A 15,192-nucleotide genomic window follows, 5' to 3' on the forward strand; every position below is an offset into this window, starting at 1 on the left:
ATACAGATTGCCCGCGTGGCATCTCAGCTGTGCGGTCACTCTTCACGGTAAGGGACAGTCTTACCCAAACACGGACCCTGTTGAGAAGAATTGGGAGTAAGATTATGGATTTTGGTCTGTCACAAGAACAGCAAATGGTGGTCGACACAGTACGGGATTTTGTCGAAAAAGAACTGTATCCACATGAGAACACTGTAGAAGAGCTTGGTTATGTTCCCGAAGAACTCACGAAGGAAATCCGGCAGAAAGTTTTGGATTTAGGGTTTTATGCCGCAAACATTCCAGAAGAGTTCGGAGGCGGTGGACTGGACTATGTCACTATGTCCTTGCTCGAGAGAGAACTGGGACGTGCTTCTCAGGCGCTGAGTGTTATTTTCGGTCGTCCTTCGAATATTCTTTGCGGCTGTAAAGGTGAGCAGGTTGAAAAGTACCTTATGCCTGCGATCCGTGGTGAAAAGATTGACTGTATTGCCATGACCGAACCTGATGCTGGATCAGATGTCAGATCCATGAAAGCATCGGCCGTCAAGGATGGTGATGACTGGGTTCTCAACGGAACCAAACACTTTATCACCCATGCTGATGAAGCTGATTTTGCCATTGTTTTTATTGCAACGGGGGAAGAAGAAACCCCGAGAGGCAAGAAAAAACAAATTACCTGTTTCCTTGTTGATCGTGGAACACCGGGATTTGAAATTCGAGAAGGCTATAAATGTGTATCGCACAGGGGGTACAATAATTCCATTCTCAATTTTGATAATTGTCGTATTCCCGCTTCGCAAATACTCGGAGAGGAAGGTAAGGGATTTGACGAAGCCAATACATGGTTAGGGGCTACAAGGTTGACCGTAGCTGCCATGTCTGTCGGGCGGGCGCAACGTTGTTTTGATCTGGCAGTTAATTGGGCTGCAGAGCGAAAACAGTTTGGTCAACCAATTGGTAAATTCCAAGGCGTCTCTTTCAAGCTGGCTGATATGGCAACAGATATTCAGGCAGCCGAATATTTGACTATGGGGGCAGCATGGAAACTGGATAAGGATCTTCCTGCTGATCAGGACATAGCCATGGCAAAAGTTCATGCGACAGAAATGCTGGCCAGAGTGACGGATGAAAGTCTCCAGATCTTTGGCGGGATGGGATTGATGAACGAGCTGCCGATTGAGCGCTTCTGGCGAGATGCACGGGTAGAACGTATCTGGGACGGAACCAGTGAAATTCAACGTCATATCATTTCGCGTGGTCTCTTGCGGCCTCTTGGTGCGTGATTTAAGTGAAGGTCCTGAGTGATGGTCAGTCATGATAATATTAAACGCCTCCTGAACCCGAAGACACTTGCTGTGATAGGGGGGCGAGAGGCTTCTGAGGTTATTCGACAATCCCGAAAGATGGGCTTTAAAGGCACAATTTGGGCAGTTAATCCCAAACGAGAAGAACTTGAAGGGATAAAGTGTTTCAGGTCGATTGCAGATTTACCGGAAGCGCCGGATGCAGCCTTTGTCGCGGTACCAAGAGCACCTGCTGTTGAGGTGATCGGGGATCTCAACCGAATGGGTGCAGGTGGTGCCGTTTGTTACACATCGGGCTTTTCAGAAACAAGTGATGGTCAGGCGTATCATCATACTCTCTTGGATAAAGCGGGTGATCTTCCTGTTGTTGGGCCGAACTGTTATGGGCTATTAAACTATCTTGATGGGGCCGCACTTTGGCCTGATCATCATGGCGGTGTCCATGTTGATAAAGGCGTTGCGATCATTGCGCAGAGCGGGAATATCGGCATTAGCCTTACGATGCAGGAAAGATCATTGCCTCTGGCCTATATGATCTCTGTAGGTAACCAAGCCCTATTGAGCATATCTGACTATATTGACGCCCTTTGTGAAGATGATCGCATAACAGCCATCGGTTTGCATTTGGAAGGTGTTGAGAATATCTCTGAATTTTGTCGTGCGGTAAACAAGGCCAGAAGTAAGGGTATACCGATCGTTGCCTTGAAATCCGGTGGATCAGATATTGGTGCTGAGATTGCCCTGAGCCACACTTCCACTCTGGCTGGATCCGATGAATTGTATTCCGCATTGTTTCAGCGTATAGGCATCGCCCGCGTTCGTACGCTGAGCGAGATGACCGAAACCCTGAAGTTGCTTCATGTTGCAGGACCGCTTTCAGGCAACAACATATCGTCACTTAGTTGTTCGGGGGGGGATGCCGCTTTGATCGCTGATTTTGGCAGTCAGCTTGGGCTTGGGTTCAACCCTATCCCGGATGTTCAGGCATCGCAGTTGAGAAAGCAGCTTGGCGATAAGGTTTCTATATCAAACCCCTTTGATTACCACACCTATATCTGGGGAGATATCGAAGAGAAAACCGACTGTTTTACGCGGGTTATGCAGGGGGGATACGATATCAGCCTTTTGGTTCTCGATTATCCCAAAAGCGATCTGAGTGAAGCACATGAGTGGGATATTGCCTTGGATGCGATGATTGCGGCACAGAGAAACTCTGGGTATCAAGCGGCTGTTCTTGCCACCCTTCCGGAAAATCTCCCGGAAAAAGCACGATCCACTCTAATTAGAAACAACGTGGTACCTCTACAAGGCGTTGAGGATGGTTTAAAAGCCATTTCATCCGCCGCATGGATAAATGCCAAGTGGAAGGAGCTTGCTAATCATAAGGTATCTTCTACTGTCGAAAAATTTTCAAAGATCGAAAATGAAATCGTTTTGCTGGATGAAGCACGGGCAAAATCAATTTTGGGAAAACAGGGAATTCCAATACCTAGAAGTAAAACGGTCTCTATTTCAGAAGCAGGTTTAACAGCGGAACAAATCGGGTTCCCCGTTGTCGTTAAAGCTGTAAGCGCCGAACTTGCGCACAAGACAGAGGCCGGCGGTGTGGCTTTGAACCTACAAGATGCTGAAGAGGTGATATCTGCGGCAGAAAGAATGGCGCATTTGTCTGACAAAGTTCTTGTCGAAAGTATGATCACAGATGTTGTTGCCGAAGTCATCATTGGAGTGACAAGAGATCCTCAGTTCGGACTTTCACTTGTGGTCGGTTCTGGTGGTATTTGGGTCGAATTGTTGCAGGATTCAATACCGCTACTATTACCCATTTCCCGTGATGATGTTCTCAGTGCTTTGAAAAAACTTAAGCTTTACAGGGTACTGGAAGGTTACCGTGGCCAACCTGCTGGCGATATTGATGCGCTGATTGATGTGATTTTATCAGTTGCTGATTTTGCCCTTCATAATCAAAAAACATTGGCCGAAATGGACTTAAATCCTGTTATGGTTCTGCCAAAGGGAAAAGGCGTTGTTATAGCAGATGCCATGATCCGCATGGCTAAAGAAGAAAGAGTGAATTGATGTCAGATGTTGTGAAAGTTGAGAGACGCGGGGCTGTTCTGGAGGTCACACTGGATCGCCCAAAAGCAAATGCTATTGATGCCGAAACAAGTAAGGTAATGGGAAAAGTCTTTTGTGATTTTCGGGATGATCCCGACCTTCGGGTTGCGATTTTAACGGGTGGCGGTGAAAAGTTTTTTTCCGCCGGGTGGGATTTGGTTGCCAGTAGCGAGGGAGAGGCCCCTGACACTGACTATGGTCCCGGAGGATTTGCGGGAATAACTGAGCTTCATGATTGTTATAAGCCAATTATTGCCGCCGTAAATGGAATGGCTGTCGGTGGTGGCTTTGAGCTTGCTCTTGCTGCTGATTTTATTATTGCCGCAGATCATGCACAATTTTTCCTTCCAGAAGCCAAAGTAGGGTTGATTGCTGATGCCGCATCTTTCCGTCTTCCCAAAAGGTTACCCCGGGCAATTGCCATGGAATTGCTTTTGACCGGACGACGTATGGGTGCAAACGAGGCCGCACAATGGGGGCTGGTCAATAAGGTCGTGGCAAGCGAAGATCTTTTAACAGCTGCACGAGCTTTCGCGGATCAAATTTTAGAAGCGGCGCCTTTGTCTGTTATGGCTGTGAAAGAAGTCCTGCAAAAAACATCCGATCTTGATGATGAAGCCTGTTATCGGGATATGCGTTCCGGAAAGTGGCACTATTATGAAAAGATGCTTCATAGCGAAGACTCTAAAGAGGGATCCCTGGCTTTTGTCGAAAAAAGATCTCCTGTCTGGAAAGGAAGGTAATTCAATAATATCAAATAGATAGGGTGTTTTTAACAAATCACCTCACCTCTAGTGACAAATAAAACGATGTCTTGTTTTTGTAAGGCAAAATATTGTTTGAAGTGCTTGTGATTTTGCTCATAAATGGAAAAGAAATTCATTTGGGTGGTAATTTTTCAGGTTTTGAGCCATGGGCAAAGAAAAGCAGTCTTTTGATTATATTATTGTTGGTGCTGGGTCTGCGGGCTGTGTCCTGGCAAGTCGGCTGAGTGAAAGCGGTAAATATTCTGTTTTACTTCTCGAGGCCGGAGGAAGCGATAAACGCTTTTGGGTTCAGGTTCCAATTGGCTATGGCAAGACGTACTACCAAAAAGCTGTGAACTGGATGTATCTGACCGAAGCAGATGAAGGTACAGCAAACAGACAGAGCTATTGGCCCCGCGGAAAGGTTCTTGGGGGGTCCAGCTCTATTAATGCCATGGTTTATATTCGTGGACATAAAAAGGATTACGATGATTGGGCTGCGCTTGGAAACCCGGGATGGAGCTATCAGGATGTTCTGCCCTATTTCAAGAAGTCAGAAGTTAACCAACTGGGGGATGATGGCTATCGGGGAACGGATGGACCGATGCATGTTTCTGATGTTTCAGAAGATTTACATCCTCTATGTCAAAACTTTATTCGAGCAGGGCAAGAACTTGGTCTTGCTTATAATGAAAATTTTAATGGTGCAGAACAGGAGGGCATCGGGCTTTACCAGACGACAACCCGTAATGGTTTTCGAGAGTCCGCGGCCAAGGCCTTTTTGCATCCAGCCTTAAAGCGCAAAAACCTTAAGCTCACAACTCATGCCCACGTTTCAAAAGTGCTTTTCGATGGTAAAAAAGCTATCGGTGTTCAGTATGTTCGCAAAGGGAAAACCTCGACTGTTACGGCTAAAAAAGAAGTTATCCTCAGCGGCGGCTCCATCAATAGCCCTCAATTGTTACAGCTATCGGGCGTAGGGTCTAAAGCCTTGCTTGATGAACACAATATACCCGTTGTTATAAATAGCCCGGCAGTTGGACAAAATCTGCAAGATCATATTGGAATGGACTATCTTTATTCCTGCACAGTTCCGAGCCTGAATGATGAATTGCATTCCTGGTGGGGAAAGCTAGTTGCCGGGCTGAAATATGTTTTGTTCCGCCGCGGTCCTCTTAGTCTGAGTATCAATCAGGGCGGGGGCTTTATTAAAACCCGACCGGATCTGGAACAGCCGAATATACAACTGTATTTCTCGCCTGTTAGTTACACACGCGCCCCTGCGGGAACACGTCCTATGCTTAATCCAGACCCGTTCTCTGCCTTTCAGTTGGGTTTAACAAATTGTCGTCCAACGTCACGCGGGGAAATTAAAATCAAATCGAACGACCCGTTTGAGCCACCGATGATAAAGCCTAATTACCTCTCTACAGACGAAGATGTCGCCGAGATGCTAGAAGGGGTAAAATACTTGAGAAAAATGGCTAAAACCAAAGCCTTTAAAGATATCATTATAGAAGAGTTTCGCCCCGGGAAAGAATGTCAGACAGATGAAGAGTTAATTGCTGATATTCGCGGTTATGCCTGGACCTGTTTTCATCCTTCGGGCACCTGTCGAATGGGGCCTGACCCAGAAAAATTTGTCGTTGATCATAAACTGAGAGTTCACGGTATCGACGCTCTTCGTGTGATTGATGCGTCAATCTTTCCGAATGTGCCCTCTGGCAACACCAATGCAGCCGCGATCATGGTCGGTGAAAAAGGGGCTGACCTTGTCCTGAGTGATGCATGAGTATTAATCGACACGTGGTTCTATGGTTACTGTTCTATCTGAGCTTGGCCCAGTAACCAGTTGCGAAACAACAATGTTTCCGGTTTTGAGCTGCCGTCTTTAATTGGTGTTAACAGATAATGAGAGTCATCGTAGTCGAAATCTTGTTCGACAACTCTGGTTAACTTCCCGCTGTCCAGATCTGGTTGAGCATGGGCCTTGAGAACAAGGGATACACAGGCACCCGAAGACGCCAGTTGTACAGAATTCAGTGAGGTATCTACTGTAATATTTACCTCTAGATCTGCGCCCTTAAGATGGGTGTCGAATATTTTTTGCCAACGACCTTCACAACCCATAATTCGGACACAGCTCAGATGACTGATAAGTGATTTATCACCTGTCTCAATTGATTGTTTAATAAGCCTGACATTTTCCGGTGTGGCCACCAGAACAGAAGGCTCGGTGTGTATTTTTTGGCTGTGAAAACCGGGCCAGTTTCCGTGTCCGCTGCGAATATCAATATCAATGTTGTCGTGGTCGAGAGATTCTGTCCAGATTGCCGTATGCAATCTGATATTAATATCAGGATATTTGATGAGGAAATCCTTGAGCCGCGGTGTCAACCAGGACACAGAAAAGGCAACGGTACAAAGAATATTGATGGTTTGTTTGCCCTTGGTGCCGAAAAGTCCGGTCGTTGATACGGATATATCTTCAAAGGCACGTCGTACTGCCGGTAGATATGCTCTTCCCTTGTCTGTTAGCTTCAAGCTACGGGCAAGGCGTTCGAACAACAGGAAATCCAACTCTTTTTCCAATGATCTTACCTGGTGGCTAACCGCTGCCGGGGTGAGATTGAGTTCTTTTGCCGCTGTCGTGAAATTATTATAGCGGGCGGCGGCTTCGAATGCGCGCAACCAGTTTAGAGGCGGGAGTTGATAGGCCATGTGAATACAATTATCAGCTTCAAATAAAATGATGTCTTAGGCAAATAATACTTCGTTTGATTTTATCTTCAAGCTCGGACAATAGTACGCCATAATTTTTTTAAGTGAGATCCACGTTGAAAATAGCGAGCATTGAAACCTTTACCAATGAATATGTCGGCTTTGTTCGGGTGCGAACCGTCGAAGGTGATGAAGGCTGGGGGCAGGTTTCAACCTACAATGCAGATATTACGTCTCAAATTGTACACAGGCATATTGCGCCTCACACTCTTGGTCAGGACGCTTCTGACCTCAGGGCGTTAACACAAACAGTGTTGGAGCGGGAACACAAGTTTCCGGGAAGTTATCTTTACCGTGCCCTTTGTGGCGTGGATACGGCTCTGTGGGATATTCACGGCAAGAGAGCCGGGAAAAGCGTTGCAAGTTTGTTGGGAAGCACGCGCACAACATTTCCTGTTTATGCATCAAGCATGCGGCGCGATATTACACCGGAAGAAGAGGCCGAGAGGTTTGTCGCACTCAAAGAAGAATTTGGCTATAAATCATTTAAATTCAGGGTAGGACGTGAATGTGGTCACGACGTTGATCAGTGGCCGGGTCGAACTGAAGACATTGTTAAAAGGGTGCGAGAAACACTTGGTGATGATGTCACGCTCTTGGTTGATGCAAATAGTTCCTATACACCGCAAAAGGCTATTGAGGTCGGGAATCTGTTGCAGGATCACGGCATTAGCCATTTTGAAGAACCCTGTCCTTATTGGGAACTGGACTGGACCAAACAGGTAACAGATGCTCTAGATATTGATGTGTCTGGTGGGGAACAGGACAACAACATGGTTGTCTGGAAGCAGATAATTCAAAACAGGGTTGTTGATATTGTGCAGCCGGATATTTGTTATATGGGTGGAATTACCCGAAGTCTCGACGTTGCGAAACTGGCTGAAGAAGCAAATATTCCCTGCACGTTGCATTGCGCCAACCTGTCTCTCGTGACCTTGTTTTCTGCGCACTTTATGGCTGCAATTAACAATCCGGGTAAGTATCTGGAATTCTCTATTGAAGGCCTAGATTACTATCCGTGGCAGGCGGGGTTGTTTAAGCCCGGATATGAAATTGTGGATGGTGATCTTATACTTTCAGATAAACCGGGATGGGGCATAGAAATTGATTCTCAGTGGCTTGCCAATGCAGATTATCAGGTTAGCTATAACGCTTCCCGCTTTTGATGAAACGCTCTACATAAAAACATGGAACAAAAAGATAAGGCCTTTAGGTGTGATTATGGCAAAAACAATTGACGCATTGATCAGTGAATATTTCCAGACCGGCACATTACAAGATCTGCCAAACAAACTGTTTATAAATGGCGAGTGGGTATCCGCCTCGACGACGAAAACAATTGAAAGTAAAGATCCGGGGAACGGTAAGGTCTTTGCATCTGTCAGTGCCGGGCAAGCCGAGGATATAGATAAGGCGGTCAAAGCGGCCAGAGATGCTTTTATCAATGTTTGGCGTGATATGAAGCCAAGTAAACGCGGTCACATACTTTCCAAGGCTGCTGAAATACTGGAACAAAAAGCGGATTACTTTGCTGTTGTTGAAGCCCTTGATTCAGGTAAGCCTTTGGATGAAGCGAAGGGGGATGTCGCGAGTTCTGTTGGGGCACTGCGTTATTATGCGGGCTGTGCCGATAAAATACAGGGAGATACCTTTCCTTTGGGGGATGGTGTCTTCTCTTTTTCATCTGTCGATCCCGTGGGCGTGACAGCACATATTATTCCTTGGAACTATCCCCTTGCGACAACACTAAGAGGTGTGGCTCCTGCTTTGGCTGCCGGCTGTACCGCAGTTGTGAAGCCTGCAGAGCAAACGTCTTTAACGGCTTTGATGCTGGCTGATGTTTTTGTGGAAGCCGGGCTTCCCGATGGGGTTTACAACGTTATAACCGGAACAGGGGCAGAGGCGGGGAGCCCGCTGGTCAATCATCCAGAGGTACAGCATATCACCTTTACGGGATCCGTTGGTACCGGAACATTGGTAATGGATGCCGCTGCCAAGAACATAAACAGTGTGACACTGGAACTTGGTGGCAAATCGCCAATTGTTGCCCTTGCTGATTGTGATTTGGAAAAAACAGCCGAGGGTGTTCTCTGGGCGATTTTTTACAATGCGGGACAAATCTGTTCTGCTGGTTCCAGGTTGGTCGTAGAAAGAACAATTCATCGCGAATTGGTTGATAGAATTGTTGAGAAAACCTCACAGTTAAAAGCAGGGCACGCGCTGACCAATCCAAACTATGGTGCTATTAATTCTATAGAGCAACTAGAAAAAATAGATGGCTTTGTAGAACGTGCCAAAGCACGAGGAATAACAGTTGCTTGCGGTGGAGAACGCATAAAAACAAAAGAAACTGAAAATGGTTGGTTTTATGCGCCAACAATTATGGACGATGTGCCAATGGATGACGAGTTGGTTCAACAAGAGATCTTTGGTCCTGTGTTGACGGTTCAGGTTGTTGATAGTCTGGAGGAAGCTATAAAAGCTGCAAACTGTACTGATTTTGCGCTTGCTGCAGGCGTTTATACTCAAAATATTTCTCACGCCCTTAAACTGTCCAAGTCAATCGATTCCGGGCAGGTAACGGTTAACGATTATTGGGCCGGCGGCATAGAGGTTCCTTTTGGTGGTAATAGATCATCAGGCATCGGTCGTGAAAAAGGGCTTGAGGCGCTTCGTAATTACGTAACGACTAAAGCAATTACGATGACGTTTTAGATCTGTTTTATTACGTAAAAATTATTCGGGTACTTAGTTGTGAAAATGTTTTGAAATTCACTGCAAAATTGTTTTCTATTGGTTAGTAAAATTAACTTGATAAGATTTTTACCAAAACCGACACCAATATGTGGTTTTTTGATCAAAAGTTGACGTTTTTTGCATGGAAAGTCGCTGTCAGTGGTGTTGTTGTCTTTGATGCGACAAAATTTCGATGGGTAATACTATCGAACTAAGGTTCTGACAAACAGAGCCAAAACTGGAGGTGTATATAAGTTATTTTATGTCTCGGGCATCAGCACAAGACTTGGTCATAGCGTATCTGTGATTGTCGATCCGGCTATTGTTGGGCATTAAAATTAATTAAAACTTATAATCAGTTGAATCATATGATAAAATAAAGGCGATTAAACGCTTATGTGGTTCTCACCTAAAAGGTTTATACAAACAGGGAGTAGAATAGAAATGACACAACATATTAATTATCTGGCAAAGCTTGCTGCTCAGGGCAAATTAGGTCGCCGTGAGTTCATGGGCAAAGCTGCTGCTGTCGGTGTCTCTACCGCTGCTGCGGGTAGCCTGTTATCCAGCGCTGCTATGGCCGAAGGTCCGAAAAAAGGTGGAACACTCAAAGCTGGTCTTGCTGGTGGTGAAAGCACAAACAGCCTGGATCCGGCAACCTTCCTGACACAGGTTTCCCACGATTTTGGTAAATGTTGGGGGGAAACACTTGTTGAGGTTTCCCGTATCGGTGAAATTAACTATCGTTTGGCTGAAAGCATCGAACCTTCTGCTGATGCAAAGACATGGCACTTTACAATTCGTAAAGGTGTAGAATTCCACAACGGAAAAACTGTAACAGCCCAAGACGTACTGAAAACAATGCAACGTCATTCCGGTGAAGACACCAAGTCTGGTGCATTGGGTGTTATGCGTAACATTGAATCAATGAAGGCCGATGGTGATGTTTTCTCTGTTACCTTGAAAACAGCGAATGCTGATTTACCATACTTGATGTCTGATTATCACCTGATTATCCAACCTGATGGTGGTATGGATGCCCCGGATGCCGGTATTGGATCTGGTCCGTATAAAGTTACTGTTAATGAACCAGGCGTTCGTCATGTTGGTGAGCGTAATCCTAATTATTGGGATCCATCACGTGGACATGCTGATCAGGTTGAAATCGTTGTTCTAAACGATGCGACGGCTAGAACTGCTGCTCTACAGGGTGGTCAGGTTCATATGATTAACCGTGTCGAGCCAAAGGTTGCTGATCTGCTTGAGCGGGTTCCGGGACTGCAGGTCAAAAGTGTTTCTGGTCGTGGTCACTATGTTTTCTTGATGCACTGTAATACTGCGCCGTTTGATAACAATGATCTCCGTCTTGCGCTTAAATATGCTATTGATCGTGAAGAGATGGTTGATAAAATTCTGCGTGGTTACGGATCAGTTGGTAATGACATGCCAATTAATGGTGGCTATCCACTATTTTCAGAAGATATCGAACAGCGCTCATTTGATCCGGACAAGGCGAAGTTCCATTTCAAGAAATCTGGTCATGACGGCCCTATTACTCTGCGGACAGCCGGTACCGCATTTGCCGGTGCAGTTGATGCGGCTCAGCTATTCCAACAGTCTGCAGCAAAGTGCGGTATTACACTGGATGTCAAGCGTGAGCCTGATGATGGTTACTGGACAGAAGTCTGGAACAAACAGCCTTTCTGTGCTTCTTACTGGGGTGGTTCACGTCCTGTTCAGGATCAAATGTATTCTACAGCGTACCTATCAACTGCTGACTGGAATGACACACGTTTCTTCCGTGACGATTTTGACAAGCTCTTGATCGAAGCACGTGGTGAGCTTGATCAGGCAAAACGTATTGCGCTTTACCGTGAGATGGGCGTAATGGTCCGTGATGAAGGTGGTGTGATCGTACCGATGTTCAACGACTTTATTGCTGCTGTTAGTGACAAGGTTGCTGGATTTGAAGATGATCCAAGTGGTGAAATGATGAATGGTTTCGCCCTTGCAAAAACCTGGTTAGCGTAATCAGCGATCCATGGGCCATCCCATTCTGAATCTGGTGGCTCAACGCATAGCGTTGGGCCTCCTTCTCCTCTTTCTGGCATCTGGGTTAATCTTTATCGGAACCCAGATTTTGCCAGGAGATGTCGCACAATCTATTTTAGGTCAATCAGCAACACCGGAAGCTGTTGCCAATCTACGTAAAGAACTTGGCCTGAATGACCCGGCTTATGTCCGCTATTTCAAGTGGCTTGCGGGTGTTTTACAGGGGGATTTAGGTACTGCGCTTTCAAATGGCAAATCTATTGCCGAAGGTATATCCACGCGTCTTCAAAATACATTATTCTTGGCAAGCTGGGCTGCTGCCTTTTCTGTTCCCTTAGCCGTCATTCTGGGACTTCTTGCGGTACAGTATCGTAATCGCTGGCCTGATAAGCTGATATCCGGTGTATCCCTCGCGTCTATTTCCTTACCGGAATTCTTTATTGGATATTTGCTTATCTATTTTGTCTCCGTGCAATTAGGCTGGTTTCCATCTGTTGCGATTTTGAACGAAACTATGACCCTTGGTGAGAAACTCAACGCAATTACCCTGCCTGTTATTGTGCTGACAATGGTTGTTCTGGCGCATATGATGCGTATGACACGCGCGGCAATCTTAAATGTGATGCAGTCAGCCTATATTGAAACAGCTGAGCTAAAAGGTCTTAATCCTTTTACTGTCATTAGAAAGCATGCTTTCCCTAATGCTATTGCTCCTATTGTCAATGTCGTAATGATCAACCTCGCATATCTCGTTGTCGGGGTTGTGATTGTCGAAGTTATCTTTGTCTATCCTGGCATGGGGCAATATCTGGTTGACCATGTTTCCAAACGTGATGTTCCCGTTGTTCAGGCATGTGCCTTGATTTTTGCTAGTGTTTATATCTCTCTGAACATCATTGCTGACATCGTATCAATCGTGGCTAATCCACGTTTGAGACATCCGAAATAGGGGATAGTATAAATGAACTTTAAACGTATTCCCCTAAGTGCACTTGTTGGCATCATCGCAACAAGTGGCTTTCTCTTTGTCGCTATCTTTGCCCCTACATTGGCGCCTTATGGTATGGCTGAAATTGTGGGCGACGTTTGGGAACCAGCTTCAGATAAATTTCTGCTTGGTACAGATAACGTTGGTCGTGATTTGCTTACGCGTATGATGTACGGTGCGCGCATAACTATATTTATCGCAGGTGCTGCAACGATCTTTTCCTTTGTAATGGGATCGGTTCTTGGTTTCACAGCCGCGGTAAGCGGTGGCTGGTTTGACATGGTGTTGTCACGTTTTGTCGATCTGTTAATGTCAATTCCAACCTTGATCTTTGCCTTGGTTGTTCTATCCGTTTTACCCGGTAATCTTGTTACCTTGATTGTTGTTATGGGTGTTTTGGACAGTACGCGTGTTTATCGACTGTCCCGCGCTGTTGCGGTTGATATTAACGTTATGGATTACGTGGAAGCGGCCAGGTTACGTGGTGAAGGGACGCGTTGGATTATCTTCAGGGAGATTTTGCCAAATGCCCTGTCACCTCTTGTGGCTGAGTTTGGCCTCAGATTTATCTTTGCCGTTCTTTTCCTGTCTTCCCTGTCATTTCTTGGGCTAGGCATCCAACCCCCGGAAGCTGATTGGGGTGGTATGGTGAAAGAAAACAAAGAGGGTATTATCTTTGGTATTCCTGCTGCACTTATTCCTGCCTTTGCAATTGCCGTGTTGGCAATTTCAGTCAACCTTGTTGCGGACTGGATCCTCAATAGAACGAGCGATCTGAAAGGAGGGCGCGGATAATGTCTGATAATCTTCTTGAGATTAAAAACCTGAAAATCGGCGCGACCGTCTATCCCCCGGGTGAAAAACCACACGATATTACTATTGTCCATGATGTCTCCCTTACCTTGAAGAAGGGTCAGGTTATGGGATTGATTGGCGAAAGTGGTGCTGGTAAATCCACCATTGGCCTTTCTTCTATGAGCTATGGTCGCGGTGGCGTTGAAATTACCGGTGGCGAGGTTTTCGTCAATGGCCGGGATATCCTGAAAATTCAGGCAAATGGTTTAAGGGAATTGCGGGGCAGGGAAGTAACCTATGTTTCCCAGTCTGCGGCGGCTTCTTTTAACCCGGCCATGCGTTTGATGGATCAGGTCATTGAAACCACGCTGTTGCATGGACTTTCAACCAAGGCACAAGCAGAAGAACGCGCTGTTGAGCTTTTCAGATCTTTGGGTCTTCCCGATCCGGAAAACATCGGTAATCGCTATCCGCATCAGGTATCCGGAGGACAGCTGCAACGTGTTATGACGGCGATGGCATTGTGCCCGAAGCCAGATCTGATTGTTTTTGATGAACCGACAACAGCGCTTGATGTAACAACCCAGATTGATGTCTTGGCGGCGATTAAAAAAGCCATCAAGGACACAGGCGTTGCCGCGTTGTACATTACCCATGACCTAGCTGTCGTGGCACAGGTTTCTGATGAAATTCTTGTTTTGCGTCACGGCAATATGGTTGAGCACGGAACTGTTCAAGAAATTATTGAGGCGCCAAAAGAAGAATACACCCAGGAACTGGTGAAAGCTCATTCAATTACCCATGAAGAAAAAAAACCAACAGACAACCCAATACTGCGTGTAGAAAATATTTCGGCGTCATATTCGGGGGAAATTCAAGTTCTGAAAGATGTATCGGTCGATATCCATGCCGGGCAAACCCTAGCCGTCGTTGGAGAATCTGGTTCCGGTAAATCAACTCTTGCTCGGGTTATTACCGGGCTTTTGCCACCGAGTGAGGGACGCATTACATTTGATGGTAAAGAGCTTTCTCGCGCTTTACCTGATCGAAGTATTGATGATCTTCGAGAGCTTCAGATGATCTATCAGATGGCCGATGTCGCTATGAATCCCCGTCAGACTGTTGGGCAAATCATTGGTCGTCCGCTTGAGCTTTATTTCGGTATGAAAGGCGCTGAAAAACGCAAACGCGTTGTTGAGTTGCTGGACGAAATCGAGATGGGTGAAAAGTTCATTGACCGTTATCCCGCTGAACTTTCCGGTGGTCAAAAGCAGCGCGTTTGTATTGCGCGTTCATTGGCGGCAAAACCCAAACTGATTATTTGTGACGAGGTTACATCTGCGCTCGATCCATTGGTTGCGGATGGCATTTTGAAGCTTTTGCTTGATTTGCAAAAGATTGAAAACGTCGCTTACCTTTTCATTACCCACGATCTTGCAACGGTTAAATCAATTTCTGATTCCATTGCGGTTATGTATCTTGGGGAACTGGTGAGATATGGCACTAAATCCGAAGTTCTGTCACCACCGTTTGATGACTACACAGATCTTTTGCTTTCTTCTGTCCCGGAAATGAAACTGGGATGGCTGGAAGAGGTCTTGGCGCATCGCAAAATGGAAAGTGCCGGCAATTAGTCGGCACTTATACCTCTGCCAATAGATAAATATTGGCTAAATATCAGTGCTGTTTG

Annotated in this window: 11 protein-coding genes; 10 read left to right on the forward strand and 1 reads right to left on the reverse strand. The window is 45.9% G+C overall.

What is annotated here, in order from left to right; translation table 11 throughout:
• Nucleotides 1–104 precede the first annotated feature (104 nt).
• The 4 genes from WH95_RS11550 (at nt 105) to WH95_RS11565 (ending at nt 5,942) form a co-directional block, all read left to right on the forward strand.
• Nucleotides 105–1,265, forward strand: a complete 1,161-nt coding sequence (locus tag WH95_RS11550) for an acyl-CoA dehydrogenase family protein (RefSeq protein ID WP_046507187.1) — start codon at nt 105–107, stop codon at nt 1,263–1,265.
• A 21-nt stretch (nt 1,266–1,286) separates the two neighbouring features.
• Nucleotides 1,287–3,365 (forward strand): acetate--CoA ligase family protein, encoded by a 2,079-nt coding sequence (locus tag WH95_RS11555; RefSeq protein WP_046507190.1) that lies wholly within the window; start codon nt 1,287–1,289, stop codon nt 3,363–3,365.
• Complete coding sequence (locus WH95_RS11560) at nt 3,365–4,147, forward strand: carnitinyl-CoA dehydratase (protein ID WP_046507193.1); 783 nt, start codon at nt 3,365–3,367, stop codon at nt 4,145–4,147. Before WH95_RS11555 ends, WH95_RS11560 begins: the two co-directional genes overlap by 1 nt.
• A 169-nt stretch (nt 4,148–4,316) precedes the next feature.
• Entirely contained in the window at nt 4,317–5,942 is a 1,626-nt protein-coding gene (locus WH95_RS11565; protein WP_046507194.1) for a GMC family oxidoreductase, read from the forward strand.
• A 26-nt stretch (nt 5,943–5,968) separates the two neighbouring features.
• On the opposite strand, the gene WH95_RS11570 is transcribed toward WH95_RS11565, so the two are convergent.
• Nucleotides 5,969–6,871: a LysR substrate-binding domain-containing protein gene (locus WH95_RS11570; RefSeq protein WP_046507197.1), complete on the reverse strand. Its 903-nt coding sequence runs from the start codon at nt 6,869–6,871 to the stop codon at nt 5,969–5,971.
• Nucleotides 6,872–6,987: 116 nt separating this feature from the next.
• On the opposite strand from WH95_RS11570, the gene WH95_RS11575 reads away from it, so the two are divergent.
• The 6 genes from WH95_RS11575 to WH95_RS11600 all read left to right on the forward strand — a co-directional run bounded on the left by WH95_RS11575 (nt 6,988) and on the right by WH95_RS11600 (nt 15,136).
• Entirely contained in the window at nt 6,988–8,097 is a 1,110-nt protein-coding gene (locus WH95_RS11575) for a mandelate racemase/muconate lactonizing enzyme family protein (protein ID WP_046507200.1), read from the forward strand.
• A gap of 55 nt (nt 8,098–8,152) precedes the next feature.
• Complete coding sequence (locus WH95_RS11580; RefSeq protein WP_046507202.1) at nt 8,153–9,646, forward strand: aldehyde dehydrogenase family protein; 1,494 nt, start codon at nt 8,153–8,155, stop codon at nt 9,644–9,646.
• A gap of 465 nt (nt 9,647–10,111) precedes the next feature.
• The gene (locus tag WH95_RS11585) at nt 10,112–11,698 is read left to right on the forward strand and encodes an ABC transporter substrate-binding protein (protein ID WP_046507204.1); all 1,587 of its coding nucleotides are present in this window, start codon (nt 10,112–10,114) and stop codon (nt 11,696–11,698) included.
• 10 nt (nt 11,699–11,708) lie between these two features.
• Nucleotides 11,709–12,668: an ABC transporter permease gene (locus WH95_RS11590; protein ID WP_046507207.1), complete on the forward strand. Its 960-nt coding sequence runs from the start codon at nt 11,709–11,711 to the stop codon at nt 12,666–12,668.
• 12 nt (nt 12,669–12,680) lie between these two features.
• Nucleotides 12,681–13,502 (forward strand): ABC transporter permease, encoded by an 822-nt coding sequence (locus WH95_RS11595; protein WP_046507210.1) that lies wholly within the window; start codon nt 12,681–12,683, stop codon nt 13,500–13,502.
• Nucleotides 13,502–15,136 (forward strand): ABC transporter ATP-binding protein, encoded by a 1,635-nt coding sequence (locus WH95_RS11600; protein ID WP_046507212.1) that lies wholly within the window; start codon nt 13,502–13,504, stop codon nt 15,134–15,136. The genes WH95_RS11595 and WH95_RS11600 overlap by 1 nt, the downstream gene beginning before the upstream one ends.
• The last annotated feature ends 56 nt before the right edge of the window (nt 15,137–15,192 follow it).

This window comes from Kiloniella litopenaei (assembly GCF_000982415.1).
GTDB classification, from domain to species: Bacteria; Pseudomonadota; Alphaproteobacteria; order Kiloniellales; family Kiloniellaceae; genus Kiloniella; species Kiloniella litopenaei.

Bases quoted from the DNA above. Each gene is read 5' to 3' on its own strand.
- WH95_RS11600 (WP_046507212.1), top strand. From the start codon at position 13,502: ATGTCTGATAATCTTCTTGAGATTAAAAACCTGAAAATCGGCGCGACC.
- WH95_RS11565 (WP_046507194.1), top strand. From the start codon at position 4,317: ATGGGCAAAGAAAAGCAGTCTTTTGATTATATTATTGTTGGTGCTGGG.
- WH95_RS11550 (WP_046507187.1), top strand. From the start codon at position 105: ATGGATTTTGGTCTGTCACAAGAACAGCAAATGGTGGTCGACACAGTA.
- WH95_RS11555 (WP_046507190.1), top strand. From the start codon at position 1,287: ATGGTCAGTCATGATAATATTAAACGCCTCCTGAACCCGAAGACACTT.
- WH95_RS11595 (WP_046507210.1), top strand. From the start codon at position 12,681: ATGAACTTTAAACGTATTCCCCTAAGTGCACTTGTTGGCATCATCGCA.
- WH95_RS11580 (WP_046507202.1), top strand. From the start codon at position 8,153: ATGGCAAAAACAATTGACGCATTGATCAGTGAATATTTCCAGACCGGC.
- WH95_RS11590 (WP_046507207.1), top strand. From the start codon at position 11,709: ATGGGCCATCCCATTCTGAATCTGGTGGCTCAACGCATAGCGTTGGGC.
- WH95_RS11585 (WP_046507204.1), top strand. From the start codon at position 10,112: ATGACACAACATATTAATTATCTGGCAAAGCTTGCTGCTCAGGGCAAA.
- WH95_RS11570 (WP_046507197.1), bottom strand. From the start codon at position 6,871: ATGGCCTATCAACTCCCGCCTCTAAACTGGTTGCGCGCATTCGAAGCC.
- WH95_RS11560 (WP_046507193.1), top strand. From the start codon at position 3,365: ATGTCAGATGTTGTGAAAGTTGAGAGACGCGGGGCTGTTCTGGAGGTC.